Origin of the sequence: Undibacterium sp. Ji83W (assembly GCF_049340385.1) — a bacterium.
Classification (GTDB): domain Bacteria; phylum Pseudomonadota; class Gammaproteobacteria; order Burkholderiales; family Burkholderiaceae_D; genus Undibacterium.
The window spans coordinates 104,990-129,781 of sequence record NZ_JBMPOZ010000015.1 but is presented as its reverse complement, the minus strand read 5'-3'; the positions used below and the strand labels follow the sequence as shown (position 1 = coordinate 129,781).

Genomic DNA, 24,792 nt, shown 5'->3' with positions numbered 1-24,792 from the left:
GTTAATCTAACCTTCCGCGACACGGCCTGACCGGTTAGCGGATTGCACATCAAGTTGTGGGGAAGGGCTTAATTCAAACTATCCTCGTGATCAAATCAAAAAGCATGTCATTTAAATATGTTTTTTGATTAGATCGCGAAAGTTATTCCTAAAAATCACTTTCGTGGCGAAGCATAGCATAATTACCGCAGAAAAAAAAAGCGAGTCACAAAGACTCGCTTTTTACAACAACATGTATAGCTAAAACATTAATACCTAAATCAATATTTTATTAACGCTTGTCGATTGCTGGCACGTCACGCTTAGGCGCACCAACAAACAACTGGCGTGGACGACCGATTTTTTGCTCAGGATCAGAAATCATTTCTTTCCATTGAGCGATCCAGCCTACTGTACGCGCCAGGGCGAAGATACCAGTGAACAAGGCAGTTGGGATGCCCAGCGCGCGTTGTACGATACCGGAGTAGAAATCAACGTTAGGATACAGCTTGCGGCTGACGAAATATTCGTCTTCCAGCGCGATTTTTTCCAGAGCCATGGCCAGCTTGAACAATGGATCATCTTGCAGACCCAGTTCTTGCAATACTTCATAGCAGGTTTCACGCATCAATTTGGCGCGCGGGTCATAGTTTTTATAAACACGGTGACCAAAGCCCATCAGCTTGACGCCAGAGTTTTTGTCTTTTACCTGAGCGATGAAAGTAGGAATATTGTCGACACTGCCGATTTCTTCCAGCATGCTCAATGCAGCTTCATTCGCCCCACCATGGGCAGGACCCCACAGGCAGGCGATACCGGCAGCGATACAGGCAAATGGATTGGCACCTGAAGAACCGGCCAAACGGACGGTTGATGTCGAAGCATTTTGCTCGTGATCTGCGTGCAAGATCAAAATACGATCCAGCGCACGTACCAGCACTTCGTTGGTTTTGTATGGTGCGCATGGTGTAGAGAACATCATGTGCATGAAGTTCGCGCTATACGACAGATCATTGCGTGGATACACAAATGGCTGACCGATAGAATATTTGTAGGCCATCGCAACCAGTGTAGGCATCTTGGCGATCAGACGTATCGCCGATACTTCACGGTGATGCGGGTCATTGATATCCAGCGAATCATGGTAGAACGATGCCAGTGCACCGACTGTACCTACCAATACCGACATAGGATGCGCATCACGACGGAAACCGCGGAAGAAGAATTGCATCTGCTCGTGCACCATGGTGTGATTGGTGACGGTCGCAACAAATTCAGTTTTTTGCGCTGCATTTGGCAATTCGCCATTCAGCAACAGATAGCAGGTTTCCAGGAAGTCGCCGCCATTGACTGCCAATTGTTCGATAGGATAACCGCGATACAGCAATTCACCCTTGTCGCCATCAATATAAGTAATGGAAGAATTACAGGCTGCCGTGGACATGAAACCTGGATCATAGGTGAACATGCCGGTAGAACCATACAACTTACGGATGTCGATGACATCAGGACCAATTGAGCCCTTGTAAATTGGCATTTCCAAGGCTGGTGAGCCATCGGAGAATGATAGGGTGGCTTTTGTTTCAGAATTTGTCATGGCTCTTCCTTCAGATAAGAGGTGAGTCGTTAATCAAAAAAACACAAAAAATCAGTTTAAAATCAACTTTCTTTACGCCGTTTGCAGGCGCAGCAATAAAGCGTGGACATGAGGCAGATCGACTTCGGCTTCGGCTTGTTTCTTGGCCATTAGCAGATCCATTAATGTATTGTCCGGCAATTCCATCAGGCGGCTAAAGGCATCCACTTCCTCATCTGTCAGGGATTCTTCATTGGCATCCAGAAAACGCGTCAAGATCAGATCGTTCTCAAGTAAACCACGCCTTGCCCGCCACCGCAAACGTGCCCGCTTTACCGGGTCGTTTTGATGGGATATAGCTTGTGACTCAGACATAATTAATTCTCTTCCATACTGACTATTTCATGCGGCTCTCAGCTTGCCTGGAAAACCGCATGAAATAGCAGCGATGCCCGGGGACATCGCTGATATCAACTTAAACAGCCAACTTAGACTGCACGACGGACCATCAGTTCTTTAATCTTACCGATAGCACGGGTAGGATTCAGACCTTTAGGACAGACGTCCACACAATTCATGATGGTGTGGCAACGGAACAAACGGTACGGATCTTCGAGGTTATCAAGACGCTCGCCAGTTGCCTGATCACGTGAATCAGCAATAAAGCGATAAGCCTGCAACAAACCTGCCGGGCCAACGAATTTATCCGGATTCCACCAGAACGATGGGCATGAAGTAGAACAACATGCGCACAGGATGCATTCATACAGACCATCCAGTTCTTCACGTTCAGCAGGAGACTGCAGGCGCTCTTTTTCCGGAGGAATGGAATCATTCATCAGGTAAGGTTTGATGGAATTGTATTGCTTGAAGAATTGCGTCATATCCACGATCAGATCGCGAATGACTGGCAAGCCAGGCAAAGGACGCAAGACGATAGGCTCGCTCAATTCATTCAGGTTAGTGGTACAGGCCAGACCATTCTTGCCGTTGATGTTCATCGCATCAGAACCGCACACACCTTCACGGCATGAGCGACGCAGCGCCAAAGAATCATCGACGTCAGATTTGATGCGCTGCAAGGCATCCAGCAGCATCTTGTCAGTGTCTTGCAACTCTACGGTCAAGTCTTGCATGTAAGGCTTGGCATCCTTGTCCGGATCGTAGCGATAGATTTTAAATTTAAGTGTACGTGCCATATCGGTATCTCTTTAGAATGTACGTGGTTTCGGCTTGAAGGTGTCTACAGTCAGCGGCTTGGTCACGACCGGCTTGTAGTCAAGGCGATTTCCTTCGGAATACCACAAGGTATGCTTCATCCAGTTAACGTCGTCACGCTCCTCATAATCACGGTGTGCATGCGCACCACGAGATTCTTTACGGGCGGCGGCGGATGTGATCGTTGCCTTGGCAGTTTCAATCAGGTTATCCAGTTCCAGCGCTTCTACGCGTGCTGTATTGAAGACCTTGGATTTATCTTTGAAAGAAACATGCTTGCGACGCTCATCAAGCTCCATGATTTTCTTGTAGCCGGTTTGCAGCAATTCATCAGTACGGAACACGCCACAGTATTGCTGCATGCTGGCACGGATATCATTGGCAACGTCTTGCACACGCTCGGTACCAGTACTGGTTTCCAGCTTGGACAAACGTGACAACGCCAGATCTGCTGCATCAGCAGGCAAATCCTTGTTGCTGCGCTCTTTAAGCTTGCTGGCAACAACATGGTTACCAGCTGCGCGGCCAAACACCAGCAAATCGAGCAGAGAGTTAGTACCCAGGCGATTGGCACCGTGTACGGATACGCAGGCGCACTCACCGATTGCATACAGGCCATTGACGACTTCACTGCCACCGTTTTTCGGCGCAACAACCTGACCGTGGATATTGGTCGGGATACCACCCATTTGATAGTGAATCGTAGGAACCACAGGAATCGGCTCCTTGGTCGCATCCACGTTGGCAAATTTGTGAGCGATTTCGAGAATCGATGGCAAACGTTTTTGTATGGTGTCAGCACCGATATGACGCAAATCCAGCATGACGTGATCTTTATTTGGACCACAGCCACGACCTTCTTTGATTTCCTGATCCATGGAACGGGAAACAAAGTCGCGTGGAGCCAAATCCTTGTAGGTAGGAGCATAGCGTTCCATGAAACGCTCACCCTGACTATTGATCAGAATACCGCCCTCACCGCGCACACCCTCAGTAATCAGAACACCCGCACCAGCAACACCGGTTGGGTGGAATTGCCAGAACTCCATATCTTCGAGTGGCAAGCCAGCGCGTGCAGCCATACCCATACCGTCACCGGTATTGATAAAGGCATTGGTAGAAGCTGCCCAGATACGACCAGCACCGCCAGTGGCAAATATCGTGGTCTTGGCTTCCAGCATCATGACTTCGCCGGTTTCCATTTCCAGCGCAACGACACCCAGCACATCACCATCTGCATCACGGATCAGGTCAATCGCCATCCATTCAACAAAGAAATGGGTACGGGCGCGCACATTACGTTGGTACAGGGTATGCAACAAGGCATGACCAGTACGGTCAGCCGCTGCGCAAGCACGTTGTACTGCTTTCTCGCCAAAGTTGGCAGTATGACCACCGAATGGACGTTGATAAATCGTGCCATCAGCGTTGCGGTCAAACGGCATGCCGAAATGTTCGAGTTCATAAACGACTTTTGGTGCTTCGCGACACATGAATTCGATCGCATCCTGATCACCCAGGTAATCAGAACCCTTGACCGTGTCAAACATGTGCCAGTACCAATTGTCTTCCGACATATTACCAAGGGAAGCACCGATGCCACCCTGCGCAGCTACTGTGTGAGAACGGGTAGGAAATACTTTTGACAGTACGGCTACATTCAGACCAGCTTCTGCCAATTGCAGCGAAGCACGCATGCCAGAACCGCCGGCACCGATGATGACCGCGTCAAAACGGCGGCTAGGAATTGTGGATTTAATTGCGGCCACTTTTATACTCTCCACAAAATCTGTGCAGCATAGCCAGCACAAGCAATCAGCCACAAAATAGTGGCAACTTGAAATACCAGACGCAAAAATACACTGTGCGTCACATAATCCATCCAGATATCACGCATACCGACCCAGGCGTGATACAACAGGCAAACGACAACAGAGAACGTCGCCAGCTTGAACCATTGCATGGCGAATATGCCAGTCCAGCCAGCCTGATTGAAATTTTTACCTGTCAAAAACAAACCAAGCAAAATCACGGTGTACAGTGCCATCACGATGGCAGTCACACGTTGCGCCAACCAGTCACGCAAGCCGTAACTCGCCCCCACGACCAGGCGCTTGGCGCCAATATTATTATTTGCCATTTAGAAAACTCCGAACAATTTCAGGGCGATCAGTGCCGCCAGTACGAGACTGGTCACCAACACACCAACAGCTGATTGACGAGCGGTATCCTTGTCCAGACCATAGTGCAGATCCATCAACAAGTGACGAACACCCGCGCAGAAATGATGCAGATAAGCCCATGACAAAGCCAGAATGACCAACTTGACGAAAACACCAGATGTCAAAACCTGCAGTTCGGCAAATGTCGCTTCCGATGTCAAACTCTTATCAAGCAGATACAAGATGAATGGCAACAACAGGAACATCAGCATTCCACTTGCCCGGTGCAAGATGGAAACGAAGCCTGCTAGCGGCAGCCGGTACCCGGTTGCATCTATCAAGCGCATTACACCAAAGCGTGGCTTGGTTTTTACTACTTCAGACATAAATAATCTCCCCATTAACTAGTCTGTACATAAACCTTGCAATTTTCGCTCATTTTGGTGCATTGCACCAACAAAAATCATCACGATTAACAAAATATCGCTATCTTAAACCTAAAGCCCAACAGACGCAGAACCTGCAAACATGCACGCCCAAGGACTGGACACACCTAAAAACCACAGCAAATCAGCTACCCAATTGATTTAACTCAATTCATTTCTGTAATGATGATTCATCGTCAGATACAAACCGCGACGCAATTCAACCGGCTTATCACCATACGTAAACGAAACACGTTCGACATTAAGCAAAGGCATGCCGACATCAACACTCAGCAAACCTGCCACGGCCTCGTCGGCACAAACGGCGCGGATTTGCTCAGACGCCCTGATCATGTGCGTACCAAATTCAGATTCGAACAAACCGTACATGGGACCCTTGTATTCATTCAGGCGCTCGGCCGTCAAGCCTTTGAAGATAGAGCCAGGCAACCACAAATCATCAAGAATCGTGGGCACACCGGAAAAAGATTGGACACGGCGAATAAAAACAACGGAGTCACCAGATTTGATATCCAGCAAACGCGCCACTTCTGCCGGCGCACGCATGCGCTTGACTTCAATGATGCGGTTTTCAGGATAATGCGGGACGCCCTCATCAGGTGCCAGCCTCAAAAAACGGAATTGCGAACGCGCCTCATGGTGCGTAGCAACGAAAGTCCCCTTCCCTTGTCTGCGCACAACCAGATTTTCTGCCGACAACTCATCAATTGCCTTGCGCACCGTACCCTGGCTGACCTTGAAACGACTGGCCAATTCCATCTCACTGGGGATCAACTCGCCCGGCTTCCATTCTCCAGATTGCAGGCTCTGGGTAATCAGGGCTTTGATCTGTTGATATAATGGACTGAATGTGGGAGATGCATTCAAGGACGAAGCAGACGAAGCGCCAACACCAGCACCTGGCGTAGTCGGGGCAGCAGTCAGATTATTTGCGGTTGGTATGATAGAGTTCATAGGCTGCAATTTCACCACAAAACTACCCGCCACGTCCAGAACAAACTACTAAGTGATATGTCTTATATAAGACATAAGATATTGATTGACACTTAGCTCCGCACGACCTAAACTCCCGTACAAATAGTTGGCGTCAGCATCAGGCTGGCATCAGCTATTAATCTGTCACACACAGCTGTCACACCAAGCAATATAGTTCGAACGCTTTCAATGTAAAGGACGAAAACATGTTTGCAGCGGATTTTGGCTGACTGACAGGGCTTTCAACGGTATCATTAAGTGTTTTACATAGCGGCCTATCAGTCGCTGCAATTGTTTGAACATCGTTTTCACACCACTTCGGAGATGCATCATGGCGAAATCCCCTATGCGCGTAGCTGTAACCGGCGCCGCAGGCCAAATTGGCTATTCCCTTCTGTTCCGTATCGCCAATGGCGACATGCTGGGCAAAGACCAGCCAGTGATTCTGCAATTATTGGAAATTCCTGACGAAAAAGCCCAGAAAGCGCTGAAAGGCGTAATGATGGAAATCGACGACTGCGCATTCCCGCTGCTGGCAGGCATGTCTGCTCACAGCGATCCAATGACAGCGTTTAAAGATATCGACGTCGCACTGCTGGTTGGCGCACGTCCACGCGGCCCAGGCATGGAGCGTAAAGATTTACTGGAAGCCAATGCGCAGATTTTCACTGTACAAGGCAAGGCACTGGATGCAGTAGCATCCCGCAATGTTAAAGTTCTGGTAGTTGGCAATCCAGCCAACACCAATGCTTACATTGCCATGAAATCGGCACCTTCCCTGCCAGCCAAAAACTTCACAGCGATGCTGCGCCTGGATCACAACCGTGCCCTGTCTCAAGTCGCTGCAAAGGTTGGCAAACCAGTTGCTGCAGTTGAAAAACTGTGCGTCTGGGGCAATCACTCCCCAACCATGTACGCTGACTATCGCTTCGCGACAGTTGATGGCGCATCCGTCAAAGACCTGATCAATGATCAAGTCTGGAACAAGGATGTATTCCTGCCTACAGTTGGCAAACGCGGTGCAGCGATTATCGAAGCACGTGGCCTGTCTTCTGCAGCATCTGCAGCGAACGCAGCAATTGACCACGTACGTGACTGGTTGCTCGGCACAAATGGCAAATGGACTACCATGGGCATCCCTTCCGATGGCTCTTATGGCATCCCTGAAGGCACCATGTTCGGCTTCCCTGTGACAACAGAGAATGGCGAATACAAAATCGTTGAAGGTCTGGAAATCGACGAGTTCTCCCGTGAACGTATCAACATTACTCTCAAAGAATTGCAAGAAGAGCGTGATGGCGTCAAACACCTGGTAGGTTAATCAGGTAAGGGGGCAGATTCTGGCACTCGCTGGAATCTGCCTTGGTTCACGATGATATTTTAAGTAATGCACCCATCTACAGTACTTTTTCAGGATCAAATTCAACCGGTTATATTGCCGGTCTGCGACCATTACGCCGGATCTGAAAAATTGATGCGCAAATCGATTGCGCTACAGCAGGAACTGGGTGGAATTTTCGATATCACTCTCGATTGCGAAGACGGCGCAGCCGCTGGCAACGAGAGCCATCATGCAAAACTGGTCGCCACACTAGTCAACAGCACAGACAATCATTACCAACGCCTGGGCGTGCGGGTACATGATGTACACCATCCCGCATTTGAGCAAGACCTTGAATTAATACTTTCCGCATGTGCTGACAAGCTCGCATATCTGGTTTTGCCAAAAATAAATAATGCCGCCGAGCTACTGGCTGCACTACAGCGTATTAATCACTTTGGCAAAAGAACTGACAGCCAATTAATCCCGGTTCACGTCTTGATAGAAACCCATGGCGCACTGGCAGAAGTGCAGCAAATTGCCGCCCTGCCCCAGGTTGAATGCCTTTCATTTGGTTTGATGGATTTTGTGTCCTCCCATTTTGGCGCCATACCTGCTACTGCCATGCGCTCTCCCGGACAATTTACCCATCCACTGGTTTTGCGCGCCAAGCTGGAAATCGCCGCAGCCTGCCATCATTACGGCAAAGTTGCCTCGCACAATGTCAGCACCGAGATAAGAGATGTAAGCGTCGTGACGAATGATGCCCACCGTGCAGCCAGCGAATGCGGCTATACGCGCATGTGGAGCATACATCCGGACCAGATACGCCCCATCATTCAGGCATTTTCACCCAGTGATAATGAAATCCAGGATGCAACCGCCATCCTTACCCAAGCCAAAAATCAGGCGTGGGGACCAATACAATGGCAAGGGCAGTTACATGACAGAGCCAGTTACCGCTATTATTGGACAATTTTAAGAAGGGCCCAGTCAGGGTCATTTGTTTTACCGGCAGCAGCACAAGAGTTACTTTAGGAGACACCATGAAATTACTTTCTTTTATCAGCCTGGCATTTGCAGCATGCGCCATCCTTGCAGCCAATGCCAATGCGGTGGAAGCACCACGCAGCAAGATTAAATCCACAGCAAAGGCTGCGAAACCTGCCGCTGCACAGGCAGCAAAAGAAGATGACGAGCCAGAACCGGACGTGGCCTTGCACAATAATTTCGACTATAAATGCGAACTCGGCAACTCCCTGACCATGTACACCAATCCTGAGGATGCTGAACATGTGGCCATGCGCTGGAAAAAAAGGCTGTACCGACTGACTAAAGTCGATACCACGACAGGTGCAGTACGTTTTGAGAACCGTAAGGCTGGCCTGATCTGGATAGGTATTCCAGCAAAGGGTTTACTGCTGGACTCCCATAAAGGTCAGCAACTGGCCAATGAATGCAAGACAGAAGCTGCGTCACTGGCAGAAGTGAATAGCAAGGATAGTAGTGCGGCGCAAGCCAAATAAGTTTTAATTTAAAAACAGGCGATTACCGATTTCACCCCTGCCACAATTTCTGGCTGAAGTAAGTGGCTGTGAAAGGTGGCATGTCGTCTGCTTTGATTATTTTTCGATCGTTGATTTTTGTAAATAAGAGGAAGAGCCATGAGCCAAAATGCGTACAAAGATGCATTCAAAACCCTGAAAGATTTTAAAATTTCGGATACCAAGAAAGGCAAGTTCTTTTCCCTGCCGGCATTGGAAAAAAATCTCGGCGTAAATATCTCGCGCCTGCCAGTGTCCATTCGTATCGTTCTGGAATCGGTGCTACGCAATTGTGACGGCAAGAAAGTAACTGACGAACACGTCAAGCAATTAGCTAACTGGAGTGCCACTGCGGCCCGCACTGACGAAATCCCTTTCGTGGTTTCTCGTGTGGTACTGCAAGACTTTACCGGCGTCCCTTTGCTGGCTGATCTGGCTGCCATGCGCAACGTTGCCGCCAAACAAGGCAAAAACCCAAAAAATATCGAGCCTCTGGTTCCGGTTGATCTGGTGGTTGATCACTCCGTACAAATCGATCATTTCCGCGAAAAGAAAGCGCTGGATCTGAACATGAAACTGGAATTCCAACGCAATAACGAGCGTTACCAGTTCATGAAATGGGGTATGCAGGCATTTGACACGTTTGGCGTGGTTCCTCCAGGCTTTGGTATTGTCCACCAGGTTAACCTGGAATACCTGGCTCGCGGCGTACACAAGGCCAAAGATGCCAAGAAAAATGAAATCTACTATCCTGACACACTGGTAGGTACCGATTCCCACACCACCATGATCAATGGTATCGGCGTCGTTGGCTGGGGTGTTGGTGGTATTGAAGCCGAAGCTGGCATGCTCGGTCAACCAGTCTACTTCCTGACACCAGACGTTGTCGGCGTCAATCTGACTGGCGCATTGCGCGAAGGTTGCACAGCAACGGATCTGGTATTGACGATCACTGAATTGCTGCGTAAGGCAAAAGTCGTTGGCAAATTTGTTGAATTCTTCGGCGCAGGCACACGCTCTTTGTCCCTGACAGACCGTGCAACGATCGCCAACATGGCACCAGAATACGGCGCGACCATGGGCTTTTTCCCGGTTGATGAAGCAACAATAGATTACTTCAAAGGCACAGGCCGTACCAAGGCAGAAATCGACGCATTCGAAGGCTATTTCAAAGCCCAGAAAATGTTTGGCATTCCTGACGCTGGCGACATCGACTACACCACGGAAATTTCTCTGGATCTGTCCACAGTTGCACCGTCCCTGGCTGGCCCTAAGCGTCCGCAAGACCGTATCGAAATCGGCAACGTCAAATCGACATTTGCAGACCTGTTCTCCAAGCCAACAGCAGAGAATGGTTTCAACAAAAAAGCAGAAGACCTGAATGCGGTTTATACCAATACTGATGGTGTCAACGTCAAAAACGGCGACGTCCTGATAGCTGCAATTACCTCCTGCACCAACACATCCAATCCTAGCGTCTTGCTGGCAGCGGGTTTGCTGGCCAAGAAGGCAGTTGAAGCTGGTTTGAAAGTTGCCCCGCATATCAAAACGTCGCTGGCCCCTGGCTCCCGTGTTGTCACCAAATACCTCGAAGCAGCAGGTTTGTTGCCTTACCTGGAAAAACTGGGTTTTGGCGTGACAGCTTATGGTTGCACAACCTGTATCGGCAATGCCGGCGACCTGACACCTGCGATGAACGAAGCAATTGCCGCCAACGACATCGTGGCATCTGCCATCTTGTCTGGCAATCGCAACTTTGAAGCACGCATACACCCGAATATCCGCTCCAACTTCCTGGCCTCCCCTCCTTTGGTGGTTGCCTACGCCATCGCTGGTAACATGACCAGAGATTTGATGACAGAGCCAGTTGGCCGCGTTAAAGGCAAGGATATTTTCCTGGGCGACATCTGGCCTACCAGCGCAGAAATCAGCAAGCTGATGAAATTTGCGATGAATTCCAAAACCTTCAAGGAAAACTACGCAGACGTTAAAGGTGCTCCAGGCAAACTGTGGGAAAACATCAAAGGCGTGGCCGAAGGCGACGTCTACAACTGGCCTACTTCCACTTACATCGCTGAACCACCATTCTTTGCTGACTTCACGATGGAACCAAAAGCAGCCGCGACTGGCATCACTGGCGCACGTGCCCTGGGTGTGTTCGGTGACTCCATCACGACTGACCATATCTCCCCAGCTGGTTCCATCAAGGAATCCAGCCCTGCAGGTAAATGGCTGAAAGAAAACGGCGTACTGAAAGCCGATTTCAATTCCTACGGCTCACGTCGTGGTAACCATGAAATCATGATGCGCGGCACATTTGCCAATGTGCGTATCAAGAACCTCATGATCCCTGCCAAAGAAGATGGCTCACGCGTTGAAGGCGGCGAAACCCTGTTCCAGCCAACTGGCGAACCTATGGCTATCTATGACGCAGCAATGAAGTATGTTGCTGACGGCGTGCCAACCATGATTTTCGGCGGCGAAGAATACGGTACAGGCTCTTCCCGTGACTGGGCAGCAAAAGGTACGCAATTGCTGGGCGTTAAAGCCGTGATTGCACGCTCTTTTGAACGTATCCACCGTTCCAACCTGGTTGGCATGGGCGTATTGCCACTGCAATTCCTCGGCACAGACAGTGTTGATACTTTGGGTATCACTGGCAATGAGTCTTTCGACCTGAAAGGCATAGAAGATGAAATCAAGCCACAGCAAGAAGTGACTCTGGTGATTCATCGTGCCAACGGTGAAAAGAAAGATGTCAAAGTCTTGTTGCGCATCGATACACCTATCGAAGTTGACTACTACAAACATGGCGGTATTTTGCCATTTGTATTGCGTCAATTGCTGGCAGCTTAAACTACAGAAGCAAACTCATCCCTGCTCGCAGGGGTGAATTAAAAAAGAGTGAATTTCAATTGAAATTCACTCTTTTTCTTTTTGTCGCGGCCTTTAGTCTTTTTGTTTAAATCAATGTTGCCAAGGCTTGCTCTATATCGGCAATGAGGTCTTGCGTGTCTTCAAGTCCAATATTGAAACGCACCAATATCCCGGGCTCAGACCAGTTTGTGCGCATATACTGCATGCGATAGGGTATGCACAGGCTATGCGCACCACCCCAACTGAAACCTATCTTGAACAATTTCAGGCTATCGACAAAACGGTCAGTTTGCTCTTCGGTATATTTTGCGTCAAACAAGACTGAAAATAAGCCACCAGCACCGGTAAAGTCACGCTGCCAGATATCATGTCCTGGGCAGCCTAGTAACGCTGGGTGCAGTACTTTGCTGATTTCTGGCCTGTCGGTCAGCCATACGGCAACTTTGCGGGCACTTTGATCATGCGCGTTAAAACGCAATTGCAGCGTCGGCAAATTGCGCAAGACCAGATAGACATCATCCATACCCACACCAAAACCCAGGCGCATATGCGCCATCTGCAAACGGGTATTGAGTGCCTTGTCGCGGGTAATGACTGCCCCCATCAAGACATCTGAACCACCGCTCTGATATTTTGTCAGCGCTTGCATGATGATATCTACACCGTGCTCAAAGGCCGCAAACGCAACACCCGCCGACCAGGTATTATCCAGAGCCACCAGCACACCCCGCGCATGGGCTGCTGCGCATATCGCTGGCACATCCGGCACCTCCATCGACACAGAACCAGGTGCCTCCACCCAGATAAGGCGAGTATTTTCTTCTATCAAGACGGCGATGCCAGCGCCGATCAAAGGATCATAATAGCGCACACTGATACCAAAGCTGCGCGACAGCCAGTCAGCCTGATCACGGCTGGGGCCATACACATTATCAGGGATCAATACATGATCACCGCTTTGCAGTAAGGCCATATTCACCAGCGTGATCGCGGCCAGGCCACTGGGCGTCAACAGGCAATGCTCACCCTTCTCTATTTCTGCCAGTCTGGCTTCCAAGGTAAAACTGGTGGGCGTGCCGTGCAAGCCATAGGTATAAGCCGATTTATCCTGCCAGCTACGCTCACGCATGGCCGCGACATTGTTGAACAAGACTGTGGACGCATGATATATGGCTACAGGAAAGGCGGCAAAGCCTTCTGGTGCAACATACTCGCTATGCATAATGCTGGTATTAAATCCTGGTGTTGCCTTGCTTTTGTCTGACATACTGATTCCCGATCCATAAGCACTTAAAATGTGTTGATTGCATGAGACACATGTTAACGCAGAAGCGGTATTCGCATTGAGGTCGACATGACGGCAAAAATAGAAAAAGGCGCCACCTCAAAACCCTAGCGCCTTCCCATGTATCTTTTTCTGTCTTTCTTTCGCTGCCATACAGAGTCAGAGATATAACTGGCCAACAGCTATTTTTTTGAGAGCTCGGCTATCAATTCATTTTCGGTAATTCTGATATTGCTGACGGGGCCGTCATCCAGCAGAATTTTCCGGGCGATAAGATCGTTGCCCGGAGCTAAAATCGTAAAATGAGTTGCCCCGCTTACCGGCAAGAATTTAATGAATGGGTTCCTGGACTTGCTACGCATTAACTCTAAAGAATCAATATTGCCATCTACACCCTCAATAATGAACAAGGGACTCTGTACGGATGGCAACCAGTAATACGGCGCGCGCAACCACTGATCCATGTCACTCATCTTATCAAAGTTAACTGGCATTAAGCGCCCATAGCTCCGCAAATTAGCGACCGGGCCAAACGAAAAGACTGCTCTGAAACGCTTGCTTGCTTCAGCTGTCATCAATACCAGAGTGCCGCCAGTGCTATGCCCGCCAAGATAGATCCGCGCTGGATCAACCCACGGTTGTTGAGCCAGATAATCTGCCGCTGCCAATACATCATCAATCTCACCAAAGTGAGCTTCATGCTTGCCCGGATTATCATTGCCACCACGCAAAGTTGGAAACATCATCACGATACCGACTTTTCGATAAGCTGCCGCAGATTGATCATTTGACCTGGGCTTGGCCATGGACAAAGTTTTTCCATCAATTGAATTACTATCACCGCCAGTAATCCAGATAATAGCTGGATGCTTTTTCCCATCTTTAGGATCTGAAGTCAGCATGGCAACAAGCGGCCCCACTGCAGACTGATAGCGCACCGACTGAAATACATTATCCGGTGAATTGCCTGCGGGACTACGATCGTCACCTTCATAGCTCACCTGAGTCTTGAACTGCTTGCGCAAAGTACCAAAAGATGCGGGATTTGGCGCGCTATCGGCAACTGCAAATTGAGAAACTGACACCGACAACAAAGCAAGCACACAGAATTTTCGTATCGTAAGCATTTTTAATGAGTCAGGAAAAATAATGTCAGGATTTTAGCACTTGAAACTTAGCTAAATCGCAAACAAGAAAAGAGCTACAAAGAATTTGATCAGGACTGATTTATGAAAAAATCATACGGGAACTTACCCAGCATCGCAGACATGAATTGCAGATGTCCATTGCAGACATACTACACGCCTGCAATTATTTGATGAATCCGCTGACAGCGCATGAATAAAGCACCAAAGCACCAACTTATTTAGTTGAGGAAGTTTTGACTTTCTTTGCTTTGGAAGGCAGCAGCAATTCCAGCACAAACTCTTTGCTGACTTTACCGTCGTCCGATTGCCAGACGCCGCGTATGACATTGTCCTTGAGTTCGCCATCCCATTGGCCGGACACATCTACACCGTCTTCGGATTCTTCCATGCTGAGCTTGTTTTTGCTGACTTCACCAGCCAGTAAAATTTTCTTGCCCTGATTGCGCTTGCCACCCGCCACGATATAAGAACCTTCGACACTGTCGCGGTCTTCAGTTTTGGGCTGTATGTGCATGCGGATTTTGTCACTCCCCATCGTGCCACGCAATTCAATTGCACCGGCAAAAAAGGGATTAGACATGGGCGCAAAACCTGGTTTCACTGCAGGAGCTGGCTCAGTTATATCCTGAGCCTGAGCTAGAACTGCAAACCCTGAAAGCAGAGTCAATGGCAATAAAATTAAACGTAAAAATCTCATCAGACTGCTTCGCCCCACAGATCATGGGCATCAGCTGCAGTGATTTTTACGTCGACGAACTCACCAACCTGGAGTTTGCGATGTGGCTCAAAGGGTGGCTTGACGTAGACGACGCCATCAATCTCCGGCGCGTCGGCAGAACTACGGCCTACGCCACCGCTACGATCGAGAGAGTCGATCAGTACGCGCATGGTTTTACCTATCTTGGCTTGCAGGCGTTTTTTGGATATACCTTCCTGCAATTCCATGACGCGACGGCGGCGGTCTTCACGCACCTCATCTGGCAATTGGTTGGCGATTTCATTGGCGGTTGCGCCTTCAACCGGCGAATAGGCAAAGCAACCCAGGCGGTCAATTTCCGCTTCCTTCAGGAAGTCGAGCAGGTATTCAAACTCTTCTTCTGTCTCACCGGGAAAGCCAGCGATGAAGGTAGAGCGTATCGTGATCTCCGGACACATTTCACGCCATGCCTTGATGCGCTCTATATTTTTCTCGCCGCTGGCTGGACGCTTCATGCGTTTCAACACATCAGGGTGAGCATGTTGCAAAGGCACATCCAGGTAAGGCAGGACATGACCATTGTTCATGAAAGGAATGATCTGGTCGACATGCGGATATGGGTAGACATAATGCAGGCGTACCCAGGCATCATGCTGCTTGGCCAGCTCGCCCAAGGCCTCTACCAGTTGCGTCATGTGGGTTTTGACTGGTTTGCCATTCCAGAAGCCCATACGGAATTTAATATCCACACCATAGGCACTGGTGTCCTGCGAAATCACCAGCAATTCCTTGACGCCAGCCTTGAACAGGTTTTCTGCTTCCATCATGACATCGGCAATCGGGCGCGATACCAGGTCGCCACGCATGGATGGGATAATGCAGAAGCTGCATCGATGGTTGCAGCCTTCAGATATTTTGAGGTAGGCAAAATGCTTGGGCGTCAGTTTCACGCCTTGTGGCGGCACCAGATCCATGAAGGGTTCATGTGGCTTGGGCAAATGCTTGTGCACAGCAGCCATGACTTCACTCACTGCATGCGGGCCGGTCACTTCAAGTACCTTGGGATGGATGGACTGTATCATGTCCTTGCCATCAGCACCTTTTTTAGCGCCCAGGCAACCAGTCACGATGACCCTGCCGTTTTCAGCCAGCGCCTCGCCTATTGCATCCAAAGATTCCTGCACGGCGGCGTCAATGAAGCCGCAGGTGTTGACGATGACCAGGTCTGCACCATCATAGGATTTGGCGGTGTCGTAACCTTCGGCACGCAATTGAGTCAGGATTTGTTCGGAATCGACAAGCGCCTTTGGACAACCCAGGGACACAAATCCCACCTTGTGGGTAGCAGGCATTTCTTGACGACGAATTTCTGAGATAGACATAGAGGGCAATTAATAGCAAATAAGAGCAAAAAGGGTACAAAAGCGAATCCGCTATTGTACCCTTTTTGCCAGCCCAACTTGCCGCATCTGCGATTAATTTCCTGAAGAATCAGAGGCTTAAGTCAGAATGAGAACCTGTTCAAGCTGTATTTTATATATTTTTTATTTACTTTTTATTCACATCTTCAGGATTGAACGGGAAGACATTGAACATATTTTTTGCCTGACTTTGCATTTGTTCTTGCATTTGAACAAACAAATTCTTGCTCTGTTCTATGTAGTTGCCCATCATGCCCTGCATCATCGGGCCCTGCACATTCATGAACTGTGTCCACATTTCAGGGCTGAAGGGCTTGCCTTCATAGATGCCCTTGGAATTCTCGGCCAGCTTGTTCTGGATATCGATAAAGGCCTGGACGTTTTTCTCCAGATAATTACCCATCATGCCTTGCATGGCATGGCCATAGTAACGAATGATTTGCGACAAAACGACGCTGGAGAACATGGGTGAACCACCCGCCTCTTCCTCCAGAATGATTTGCAACAGTATGCTGCGTGTCAAATCTTCGCCAGTTTTTGCATCGACTACCGCGAAATCATCGTTTTCCAGTACAAACTGTTTGACGTCTACCAGCGTGATATAGCTGCTGGTTTGCGTGTCATACAGACGACGGTTAGGATATTTCTTGATCAGATGCTGTGTTGATTTTTTTGCGCTATTCATTGAGATCTCAGTTAACACTTCGATATCCTGCCACTTTATGAGGATCACTCTTCAAAGTAGCACAGACTATTCACGCAAACATGATTTCTTGTTCCGGCCTGGCCAAAACAGCTTTCATGTTTGTCCCCTTTTTTATGCATCTTGTATTTTGCAGCCTGCAAAAGATATGCCCATCGAAATCTTGCGACTCTGATGGGCATATTTTACCGCACTGCAGAAGAAAGACAGCAATCAGGGAGGCTAAAAAGCCAATTTAAAAAATTTATTCTAATTTCTGGCCATTCCTGAGTTCTCGCGGCGATTAACCCATGTGCAAACCACCATTGATGGAAAAGTCTGAACCAGTAGCATAGCCGCCTTCATCAGATGCAATCCAGGCAACAATAGAAGCAATCTCTTCAGGCTCGGCCAGACGTTTGACGGGGATGCCGGCAACAATCTTTTCCAACACGTCAGGGCGTATGGCCTTGACCATGTCTGTACCGACATAGCCTGGGGAAACCGTATTCACGGTCACGCCCTTGGTTGCCACTTCCTGTGCCAAAGCCATGGAGAAACCATGAATACCCGCTTTTGCAGTCGAATAGTTAGTCTGACCAAACTGGCCTTTTTGACCATTCACAGAAGAAATATTGATGATACGACCCCAACCGCGGTCAACCATGCTGTCAATAACTTGCTTGGTGACGTTGAACAGGGAATTCAAATTGGTGTCCATGACGGCATCCCAATCTGCCTTGCTCATCTTGCGGAACTGGCCATCACGGGTGATACCGGCATTATTCACCAGCACATCCACTTCACCAATTTCTGCCCTGACCTTCTCAAAGGCTGTCTTGGTTGATTCCCAATCAGACACATTACCTTCAGAAGCATGGATATCCAGGCCTTCTGCGCGCATATCGGCCAGCCATTTATCCTTGCGGGCTGAATTTGGACCACAGCCAGCGACAACAATATAACCATCTCTGCACAAGCGACGGCAAATTGGAGTTCCAATACCACCCATACCACCAGTAACATAAGCAACACGTTTTGACATATTTGTTCTCCTCATTGAATTTTAATTACTTAACAACAAACCCTCAATCTGCCCTTACCTTCACGTAACGTCCCGGTGCGGCTTCAATTGCAGGAAATTCTGTATTTCCAGGTGTGGCCGGCACTTTCACCATCTTGCCGCCATGCTCACCTAAAAAGGCTGACCATTCTGGCCACCAGCTACCAGGATGCTCAGTTGCACCAGCGAGCCAGCTTTCTGTATCCAGGCCAACCTGTTCATTCGTCCAATAACTTCTTTTCTTCTTGGCGGGGGGATTAACCACGCCCGCAATATGACCGGAAGCACCCAGCACAAAACGGTTACGGTTTTTATGACGTGGATTGAGCAAAGCCGTAGAGGCGAAAGCCGCCTGCCAGGGAACAATATGATCTTCGCGCGAACCATAGATAAAGCATGGTGCATCAATTTTACCCAGATCAACCTTGCTGCCTGCAACCGTCAGCGCACCTGGCTGCTTGAGTTTGTTTTCCAGGTAGGTGTTACGCAGATACCAGCAAAACATCGGGCCAGGCAAGTTGGTGCTATCGGCATTCCAGTACAAGAGATCAAATGGCGGCGGCGCTTCACCTTTAAGGTAATTTGACTGTACATAATTCCAGACCAGGTCATTCGCCCTCAGGCTGGAGAAGGTACTGGCAAGGTCTTTGCCAGGCAAGATACCTCGCTGGCCTATCGTTTGCTCGCGCATCTTGACTTGCATTTCGTCGACAAATACGTCCAGCACACCGGTCTGCGTAAAGTCGAGCAAGGTAGTCAGCAAAGTCAGGCTGCTGGCCGGATGCTCGCCACGTGCCGCCAAAACTGACAAGGCAGTAGAGACGATGGTGCCACCTACGCAAAAGCCAAATGCATTGATCTTGTCTTGCTTGCTGATCTTTTGTGCGACTTTGATGGCTTGTATGGCACCGTCTTCGATATAGTCATTCCAACTGATTTCGGCCATGCTTTCATCGGGATTTGCCCAGGACACCAGGAACACTGTGTGCCCCTGGTCGACGGCATAACGCACGACCGAGTTCTCTGGCTGCAAATCCAGGATATAGAACTTGTTGATACAAGGCGGTACCATCAACAAGGGACGCTGATGCACGGTCTTCGTGGTTGGCTGATATTGAATCAGCTGGAACAAATGGTTTTCATAGACCACAGTACCGGCTGAAGTGGCGACGTTTTTGCCAACTTCGAAGGCGGATTCATCTGTTTGAGAGATGCGGCCTTTTTGCATGTCGGCCAGCATTTGGGTAATGCCCTTGGCCAGGCTCTCACCTTTCGTCTCTATCAGCTTGCTTTGCGCTTCAGGATTGGTGACCAGGAAATTGGCCGGAGACATGGCGTCAATCATTTGCTGCACTGCAAAACCGATTTTCTGTTTTGTCTTGATTGGGGCCTGCACAGACTCTGCCATGGCCATCAAAAATCGTGCATTCAGCAGATAAGATGCCGCACTATAAGAGTGCATGGCATGGTTATGCCAGTCCGGAGCAGAAAAACGCCTGTCATTCAAATCAGGAATTTTGGATACGGCAAAGTCTTGCCATAACTTGCCAAACTCTTGCATATACTCCGTTTGCAAGCGCGTCATTGTGGCGGGGTCTATCTGTGCCCCCAAATCCTTCAGCATGTCCGCTGCTGGCATGGGGTTCATTGTTGCGGCAGGTTTCATCCACTCCTGCCATTTGTCTTGATTCACTAGCTGTGACATCCACTCGGAGTACATAGCTTGAGGATCGAAAGTCTTCATGCGTGCCTCCTGATTTTCGCGTATCGTTTCGAAATAATTTTAAGCTTTCTTTCCCTGATTAAATAAGCCGCAATACTAAGCTGCAATACAGTTCTCACTATTGCATGCCCGTAAATACCCACATCAAGCATTCACAATAATAAGTAACAAGGTTTCTATGCATATCGTTGCAATCGCCTGGATTTATGTCGTACTGATGATGTCGATCACAGAGCACTCCGTCATCGCAGGCATCATGACTTTCCTCATGTATTGCGTTTTTCCTTTAACAATAGTTTTATACCTGATGCGCACACCACAGCGCAAGCGCGAACGACTGGAAAAACAAGCTGCACTGCAAAAACAATCTGAAACTCCAACAGTTTCAGAAGATCATCAACCAGCCGAAAAGAAAGCGGATTAAGCTGAAAACCTTCAATCTGGTGCTATCCAGATAAGGCTGGCCATTCTTCCGCTGACTCCGTCACGTCGATAAGAATAAAACTGTCCCACTTCGGTTACCGTACAGCGCTCACCACCAGCAACCTGACTAACGCCGATGTCATTTAGCAATTTTCTTGCCAGCCCGTACAAATCAGCCAGATATTTTTCCGAACCATCCTGGCTGGCTTTCGCCTTGAAATAAGTCTGCATACCAGGAACCTGCGCAGCAAAAGCATCCAGTACATCGCGCCCTACTTCAAATTCTTGCGGCCCTATTGCCGGGCCAAGCCAGGCAATAATTTCTTGCACCCCCTTGTTACGCATAGCTGATACGGTATTTTGCAATACCCCGCCAGCCAGTCCACGCCAGCCCGCATGCGCTGCAGCGACAACCGTACCGGCCACATCAGTAAATAAAACCGGCAGACAATCCGCAGTCAGCACGGCGCAGACTTGCCCTGCTTGCGTACTGAGGACAGCATCACCAATATTGGTATTGCCAACAACGAGGTCAGCCGCATTCAGTATTATATTGCCATGCACTTGTGATAAGAATATGACATCCGAAGGCAATTGGCGATTTAATTTATCCCGATTCTGTTTTACTGCGGCCAGATTGTCGTTGACATGGTCGCCAAGATTGAGACCAGCGCTGCCAGTCGCATCTCCATAAGGGCCAAGGCTGACCCCGCCGTGACGGGTAGTGGTGAACGCCCGCACGGTGGCAGGCGCGTGCTGCCAACTGGGCAGCACTACCGGGAAAGGAGCAAGAGCAGTTAAGTCCTTGCTGTCTGGTTTCATACTGCCTGTATGCCGGCCTGCAGCAGCAATGCTGCAAAATCATCAGCCAGCGGGATTTCCCACTCCACATGCTCGCCTGTGGTCGGATGCGTGAGACCCAGCTTACGCGCTTGCAGCGCCTGGCGATTAAAGAAGCGTGCCAGATGCTGTTTGCCATATAAAGGATCACCAACCAGAGGAAAACCCAGTGACAGCATGTGCACGCGTATCTGATGGGTGCGGCCAGTTTCCAGTTGGCAGGCAACCAGGCTGACAGGGAATTTTTCCAGCATACCAGCACCCACGCGCTGGAAATGCGTGACTGCAGGTTTGGCGAGCATGCTTTGCGAAACTGCCATCTTGATGCGGTCACGCGGATGTCTGGCCATAGGCGCGTCGACCGTGCCTGACAAATTAGGCGTACCCCACACCAGCGCATTATATTCACGCTTGACTGTCCGGTCCTGCAACTGGCGCACCAGTTCAGTATGGGCAATCAGGGTTTTGGCGACCACCATCAGGCCGGAAGTATCCTTATCCAGCCTGTGTACGATGCCAGCGCGCGGCACACCCAGCAAAGCAGGCCAGCGATACAGCAAGCCATTCAGCAAAGTACCTGACCAGTTACCCGCTGCCGGGTGTACTACCATATCAGCCGGTTTGTTGATGACCAGGATGTCGTCATCTTCAAATACTACGTTCAAAGGGATGTCTTCGGGCGCATAAGCACCTTCGTCAGGCGCTGCCTGCGGCTCTATGATGATCTTTTCATCACCCAGCATGGTCATCTTGCCACGACCTGGCTTGCCGTCAACGCTGACAAACCCGCCTTCTATCCATTGCTGGATGCGGCTTCTTGAATATTGTGGAACCAGTTTGGACAAAGTCTTGTCCAAACGCTCACCACAGGCTTCTGAAGTGAGCTTTAATTCTATATTTTCTACTACAAGGGCAAAATCTTCGTCCACTTCGGTGGTATCGTTCAGCCCTTCTAATTCAGTGTCCAGGTCGGAATCTGACAAAATCACTGTAGTAGTTTGTTTCACATTTTTTGCCATCGGCTATAATCCGTAAATTGTTTTCATGCTCACGCACAAATTTATGCACATTAAATCTTTGAAATTGCTGGTTCTGGCTGTTGCCGCGTCCTTAAGTTTAAGCGGCTGCGGGGTGTTTGGTGAAAAAGGCGATGAGACCAAAACCTGGTCAGCATCAAAATTATACGCTGAAGCAAAAGACGAAATGTCCAGTGGGGGTTATGAAAAGGCAATTCAGTACTTTGAAAAACTGGAATCACGCTTCCCTTTCGGTACTTACGCTCAACAAGCGCAGATGGAAACTGCCTACGCTTATTTCAAACAAGGTGATCAGGCCCAGGCACTGGCCGCTGTTGAACGCTTTATCAAGCTGCATCCAAATCATAGCCATGTAGACTACATGTATTATTTGCGTGGCGTGATCAACTTCAATGATCAGGTAGGTTTGTTCAACTTCCTGGCAAATCAGGACATTACTGAACGCGACCCTAAAGCTTCCCGCGATTCTTTTGACGCTTTCAAACAACTGGCAATCCAGTTCCCAGACAGTAAGTATACGCCAGACGCGATCTTGCGCATGAAATATCTGGTAAATGCCCTTGCACAGTATGACGTACACGTGGCACGCTACTATCTGCGTCGTGGTGCTTACCTGGCTGCGGCCAACCGTTCACAGTCAGCCATCAAGGAATATCCAGATGCGCCAGCCATTGAAGAAGCGATGTTTATTTTGATACGCTCTTACGATGCCATGGGTATGACAGAGCTGCGTGATGATGCGAACCGCGTCTTCTTGCAAAACTTTCCAAAAAGCGACTACCTGAGCGGCAAAGCCGGTTCGCGTAATGCATGGTGGAAATTCTGGTAAAATCTGATGTCACGTCAGGACATGCTTATGTCCTGACGAATTAGCATTAAATTAGAAAATCAGATGGGATTGAATAATCACATCTACTCTTCGATCTTTCGTCGAAATACCCAGTTAGTCTTGGTAGACTCCTCTTCGCAATAGGTATACCCCTCTTCAGCAAAGGCTTTCAAGTCATTTGCCTTGCGTATGCCATGCTGTGCGTTGTATCTGGCCATCAAGCCCCTGGCGCGTTTGGCATAAAAAGAAATAATCTTGTATTTACCATTCTTCCAGTCCTGAAAGACAGGAGAAATCACAGGCACTCCCACAACCGTGGTCCGGACCGCCTTAAAGTACTCATCTGATGCCAAATTCACCAGTATCTGCGATTTGTGTTGCTGAATAGCATCACTTAACTGTAAACTTATTTTATCGCCCCAGTAGGCATACAGATTTTTACCACGAGGATTGGCGAGTGTCGTCCCCATTTCCAGTCGATATGCCTGCAAGGCGTCAAGAGGACGCAGCAAACCATACAAGCCAGACAAGATGCGTACGTGACTTTGCAGGTATTTCAGTTGCGGAGAAGTCAGGCTACTGACATTGAGTCCCTCGTAGACATCGCCATTAAATGCGAATACTGCCTGTTTCCTGTTGCGTGGCCTGGCCTCCAGCTCCCAGTCCGCAAAGCGCTGCACATTCAATTGCGCCAGTGCAGGAGAGATATCCATGAGCTCGGCCAGTTGCTCAGAAGTATATGTTCTGGCGATTTCTACCAATTCCTCAGCCTCTGCGAGAAAATGTGGAGCAGTCATTGTTTTAATCTTTACGGGTGTTTCAAAGTCCAGACTCTTGGCTGGAGATAATACAATGAGCATAAAATGAATTTAAAAGACCAAAATGACCGACATCATACCTAAGCGCGTGATTCTTGACACCAATGTGTGCCTGGATTTATTTGTATTCAAAGACCCCAGGTGGTCAGTTTTGCTTGATGAACTCGGCAATGGACAACTACAGGCTCTGACCCGCGCAGATTGCCGCGATGAATGGCTGGCAGTACTGAGCTACCCTCACCTGGCAGCAAGGCATGAAAGCGCCGAAGCGGTAACCGCCCTGTTTGACGCACACATCAATTGCCTGACTCCCGTTGTTAATGGATACAAACTCCCGGTCTGCAGTGACAAGGACGATCAAAAATTTTTAGAAATTGCACGTGATACTCAGGCCGAGGTTCTTATCACCAAAGACAAAGCCTTACTCAAGCTCGCCAGGAAAATGAAGCAGGCTGGCATGTTCAGGATAGAGACGCCTGAACAATTTTTGCGAACTTACGTAAAAGAATGTGACAAAACTGCATCGGGAGTAACAAAAGAATGACAAATTTTATTACTCTGAGTTATTCTTCGGTAATGTCCTGCTACTATGAACAAGAGCAAAAAGCAGTCTTGTTCATGGATAAAAATTACACCTTGATTTAAGTAAAATAAATCAGGAAAAAAAACCGGAGTCCATGCGGAAACGTGGTATCTGAATGGCAGCAACACTCAGAACATTTCTGCAT

Annotated in this window: 24 protein-coding genes; 7 read left to right on the top strand and 17 right to left on the bottom strand. The window is 48.9% G+C overall.

Translation table 11 applies throughout. From position 1 onward, the window contains the following. Positions 1-271: 271 nt before the first annotated feature. From gltA to ACO0LD_RS22180, 7 genes are all read right to left on the bottom strand, one after another. On the bottom strand, positions 272-1,576 hold the full coding sequence (gltA, locus tag ACO0LD_RS22210) for a citrate synthase (RefSeq protein WP_423010347.1): 1,305 nt from the start codon (positions 1,574-1,576) through the stop codon (positions 272-274). Positions 1,577-1,648: 72 nt separating this feature from the next. Next, positions 1,649-1,930 carry a succinate dehydrogenase assembly factor 2 gene (locus ACO0LD_RS22205; RefSeq protein WP_423010346.1) on the bottom strand — a complete coding sequence of 94 codons (282 nt, stop codon included), beginning with the start codon at positions 1,928-1,930 and terminating at the stop codon, positions 1,649-1,651. 113 nt (positions 1,931-2,043) lie between these two features. Next, complete coding sequence (locus ACO0LD_RS22200) at positions 2,044-2,754, bottom strand: succinate dehydrogenase iron-sulfur subunit (RefSeq protein ID WP_162041574.1); 711 nt, start codon at positions 2,752-2,754, stop codon at positions 2,044-2,046. A gap of 12 nt (positions 2,755-2,766) precedes the next feature. Continuing rightward, entirely contained in the window at positions 2,767-4,542 is a 1,776-nt protein-coding gene (sdhA, locus tag ACO0LD_RS22195) for a succinate dehydrogenase flavoprotein subunit (protein WP_423010345.1), read from the bottom strand. 2 nt (positions 4,543-4,544) lie between these two features. Then, positions 4,545-4,913 (bottom strand): succinate dehydrogenase, hydrophobic membrane anchor protein, encoded by a 369-nt coding sequence (gene sdhD / locus ACO0LD_RS22190; RefSeq protein ID WP_423010344.1) that lies wholly within the window; start codon positions 4,911-4,913, stop codon positions 4,545-4,547. Continuing rightward, positions 4,914-5,321 (bottom strand): succinate dehydrogenase, cytochrome b556 subunit, encoded by a 408-nt coding sequence (sdhC, locus tag ACO0LD_RS22185; RefSeq protein ID WP_423010343.1) that lies wholly within the window; start codon positions 5,319-5,321, stop codon positions 4,914-4,916. Positions 5,322-5,522: 201 nt separating this feature from the next. Then, positions 5,523-6,335 (bottom strand): GntR family transcriptional regulator, encoded by an 813-nt coding sequence (locus ACO0LD_RS22180; RefSeq protein ID WP_423010342.1) that lies wholly within the window; start codon positions 6,333-6,335, stop codon positions 5,523-5,525. A gap of 352 nt (positions 6,336-6,687) precedes the next feature. Here ACO0LD_RS22180 and ACO0LD_RS22175 point away from each other — a divergent pair, with 352 nt between their 5' ends. The 4 genes from ACO0LD_RS22175 to acnA all read left to right on the top strand — a co-directional run bounded on the left by ACO0LD_RS22175 (position 6,688) and on the right by acnA (position 12,077). Next, a complete protein-coding gene (locus tag ACO0LD_RS22175; protein WP_186951580.1) occupies positions 6,688-7,677 on the top strand; it encodes a malate dehydrogenase in 990 nt (329 codons plus the stop codon). 66 nt (positions 7,678-7,743) lie between these two features. Continuing rightward, a complete protein-coding gene (locus ACO0LD_RS22170) occupies positions 7,744-8,715 on the top strand; it encodes an HpcH/HpaI aldolase/citrate lyase family protein (protein WP_423010341.1) in 972 nt (323 codons plus the stop codon). Positions 8,716-8,723: 8 nt separating this feature from the next. Continuing rightward, the gene (locus ACO0LD_RS22165; protein ID WP_423010340.1) at positions 8,724-9,203 is read left to right on the top strand and encodes a hypothetical protein; all 480 of its coding nucleotides are present in this window, start codon (positions 8,724-8,726) and stop codon (positions 9,201-9,203) included. Positions 9,204-9,341: 138 nt separating this feature from the next. Next, positions 9,342-12,077 carry an aconitate hydratase AcnA gene (acnA, locus tag ACO0LD_RS22160; protein WP_423010339.1) on the top strand — a complete coding sequence of 912 codons (2,736 nt, stop codon included), beginning with the start codon at positions 9,342-9,344 and terminating at the stop codon, positions 12,075-12,077. A gap of 106 nt (positions 12,078-12,183) precedes the next feature. Here the strand turns inward: acnA and ACO0LD_RS22155 are convergent, their stop codons facing one another. The 7 genes from ACO0LD_RS22155 to phaC all read right to left on the bottom strand — a co-directional run bounded on the left by ACO0LD_RS22155 (position 12,184) and on the right by phaC (position 20,138). Further along, positions 12,184-13,365 carry a cystathionine beta-lyase gene (locus ACO0LD_RS22155; protein WP_423010338.1) on the bottom strand — a complete coding sequence of 394 codons (1,182 nt, stop codon included), beginning with the start codon at positions 13,363-13,365 and terminating at the stop codon, positions 12,184-12,186. A gap of 200 nt (positions 13,366-13,565) precedes the next feature. Beyond that, on the bottom strand, positions 13,566-14,510 hold the full coding sequence (locus tag ACO0LD_RS22150; protein WP_423010337.1) for an alpha/beta hydrolase family protein: 945 nt from the start codon (positions 14,508-14,510) through the stop codon (positions 13,566-13,568). Positions 14,511-14,745: 235 nt separating this feature from the next. Next, complete coding sequence (locus tag ACO0LD_RS22145; protein WP_423010336.1) at positions 14,746-15,111, bottom strand: hypothetical protein; 366 nt, start codon at positions 15,109-15,111, stop codon at positions 14,746-14,748. A 116-nt stretch (positions 15,112-15,227) separates the two neighbouring features. Beyond that, positions 15,228-16,610, bottom strand: coding sequence for a 30S ribosomal protein S12 methylthiotransferase RimO (gene rimO, locus ACO0LD_RS22140; protein ID WP_423010335.1), 1,383 nt, complete (start codon positions 16,608-16,610; stop codon positions 15,228-15,230). A 166-nt stretch (positions 16,611-16,776) separates the two neighbouring features. Further along, positions 16,777-17,334 carry a polyhydroxyalkanoate synthesis repressor PhaR gene (phaR, locus tag ACO0LD_RS22135; protein ID WP_422941495.1) on the bottom strand — a complete coding sequence of 186 codons (558 nt, stop codon included), beginning with the start codon at positions 17,332-17,334 and terminating at the stop codon, positions 16,777-16,779. A 301-nt stretch (positions 17,335-17,635) separates the two neighbouring features. Further along, the gene (locus ACO0LD_RS22130; protein WP_423010334.1) at positions 17,636-18,376 is read right to left on the bottom strand and encodes a 3-ketoacyl-ACP reductase; all 741 of its coding nucleotides are present in this window, start codon (positions 18,374-18,376) and stop codon (positions 17,636-17,638) included. 43 nt (positions 18,377-18,419) lie between these two features. Beyond that, on the bottom strand, positions 18,420-20,138 hold the full coding sequence (phaC, locus tag ACO0LD_RS22125) for a class I poly(R)-hydroxyalkanoic acid synthase (protein WP_423010333.1): 1,719 nt from the start codon (positions 20,136-20,138) through the stop codon (positions 18,420-18,422). A gap of 157 nt (positions 20,139-20,295) precedes the next feature. Between phaC and ACO0LD_RS22120 the strand changes: the two genes are divergently transcribed. After that, positions 20,296-20,541, top strand: coding sequence for a hypothetical protein (locus ACO0LD_RS22120; protein WP_423010332.1), 246 nt, complete (start codon positions 20,296-20,298; stop codon positions 20,539-20,541). A gap of 11 nt (positions 20,542-20,552) precedes the next feature. Here the strand turns inward: ACO0LD_RS22120 and pgeF are convergent, their stop codons facing one another. Together pgeF and ACO0LD_RS22110 are read right to left on the bottom strand one after the other, a co-directional pair. Continuing rightward, positions 20,553-21,362, bottom strand: coding sequence for a peptidoglycan editing factor PgeF (gene pgeF / locus ACO0LD_RS22115; RefSeq protein WP_423010331.1), 810 nt, complete (start codon positions 21,360-21,362; stop codon positions 20,553-20,555). Next, positions 21,359-22,399, bottom strand: a complete 1,041-nt coding sequence (locus tag ACO0LD_RS22110; protein ID WP_423010330.1) for an RluA family pseudouridine synthase — start codon at positions 22,397-22,399, stop codon at positions 21,359-21,361. The genes pgeF and ACO0LD_RS22110 overlap by 4 nt, the downstream gene beginning before the upstream one ends. A gap of 43 nt (positions 22,400-22,442) precedes the next feature. Here ACO0LD_RS22110 and ACO0LD_RS22105 point away from each other — a divergent pair, with 43 nt between their 5' ends. Beyond that, positions 22,443-23,246, top strand: a complete 804-nt coding sequence (locus tag ACO0LD_RS22105) for an outer membrane protein assembly factor BamD (RefSeq protein ID WP_423010329.1) — start codon at positions 22,443-22,445, stop codon at positions 23,244-23,246. An 83-nt stretch (positions 23,247-23,329) separates the two neighbouring features. On the opposite strand, the gene yaaA is transcribed toward ACO0LD_RS22105, so the two are convergent. Further along, positions 23,330-24,106 (bottom strand): peroxide stress protein YaaA, encoded by a 777-nt coding sequence (gene yaaA, locus ACO0LD_RS22100; protein ID WP_423010328.1) that lies wholly within the window; start codon positions 24,104-24,106, stop codon positions 23,330-23,332. A gap of 22 nt (positions 24,107-24,128) precedes the next feature. Here yaaA and ACO0LD_RS22095 point away from each other — a divergent pair, with 22 nt between their 5' ends. After that, complete coding sequence (locus tag ACO0LD_RS22095; RefSeq protein WP_423010327.1) at positions 24,129-24,608, top strand: putative toxin-antitoxin system toxin component, PIN family; 480 nt, start codon at positions 24,129-24,131, stop codon at positions 24,606-24,608. Positions 24,609-24,792 lie beyond the last annotated feature (184 nt).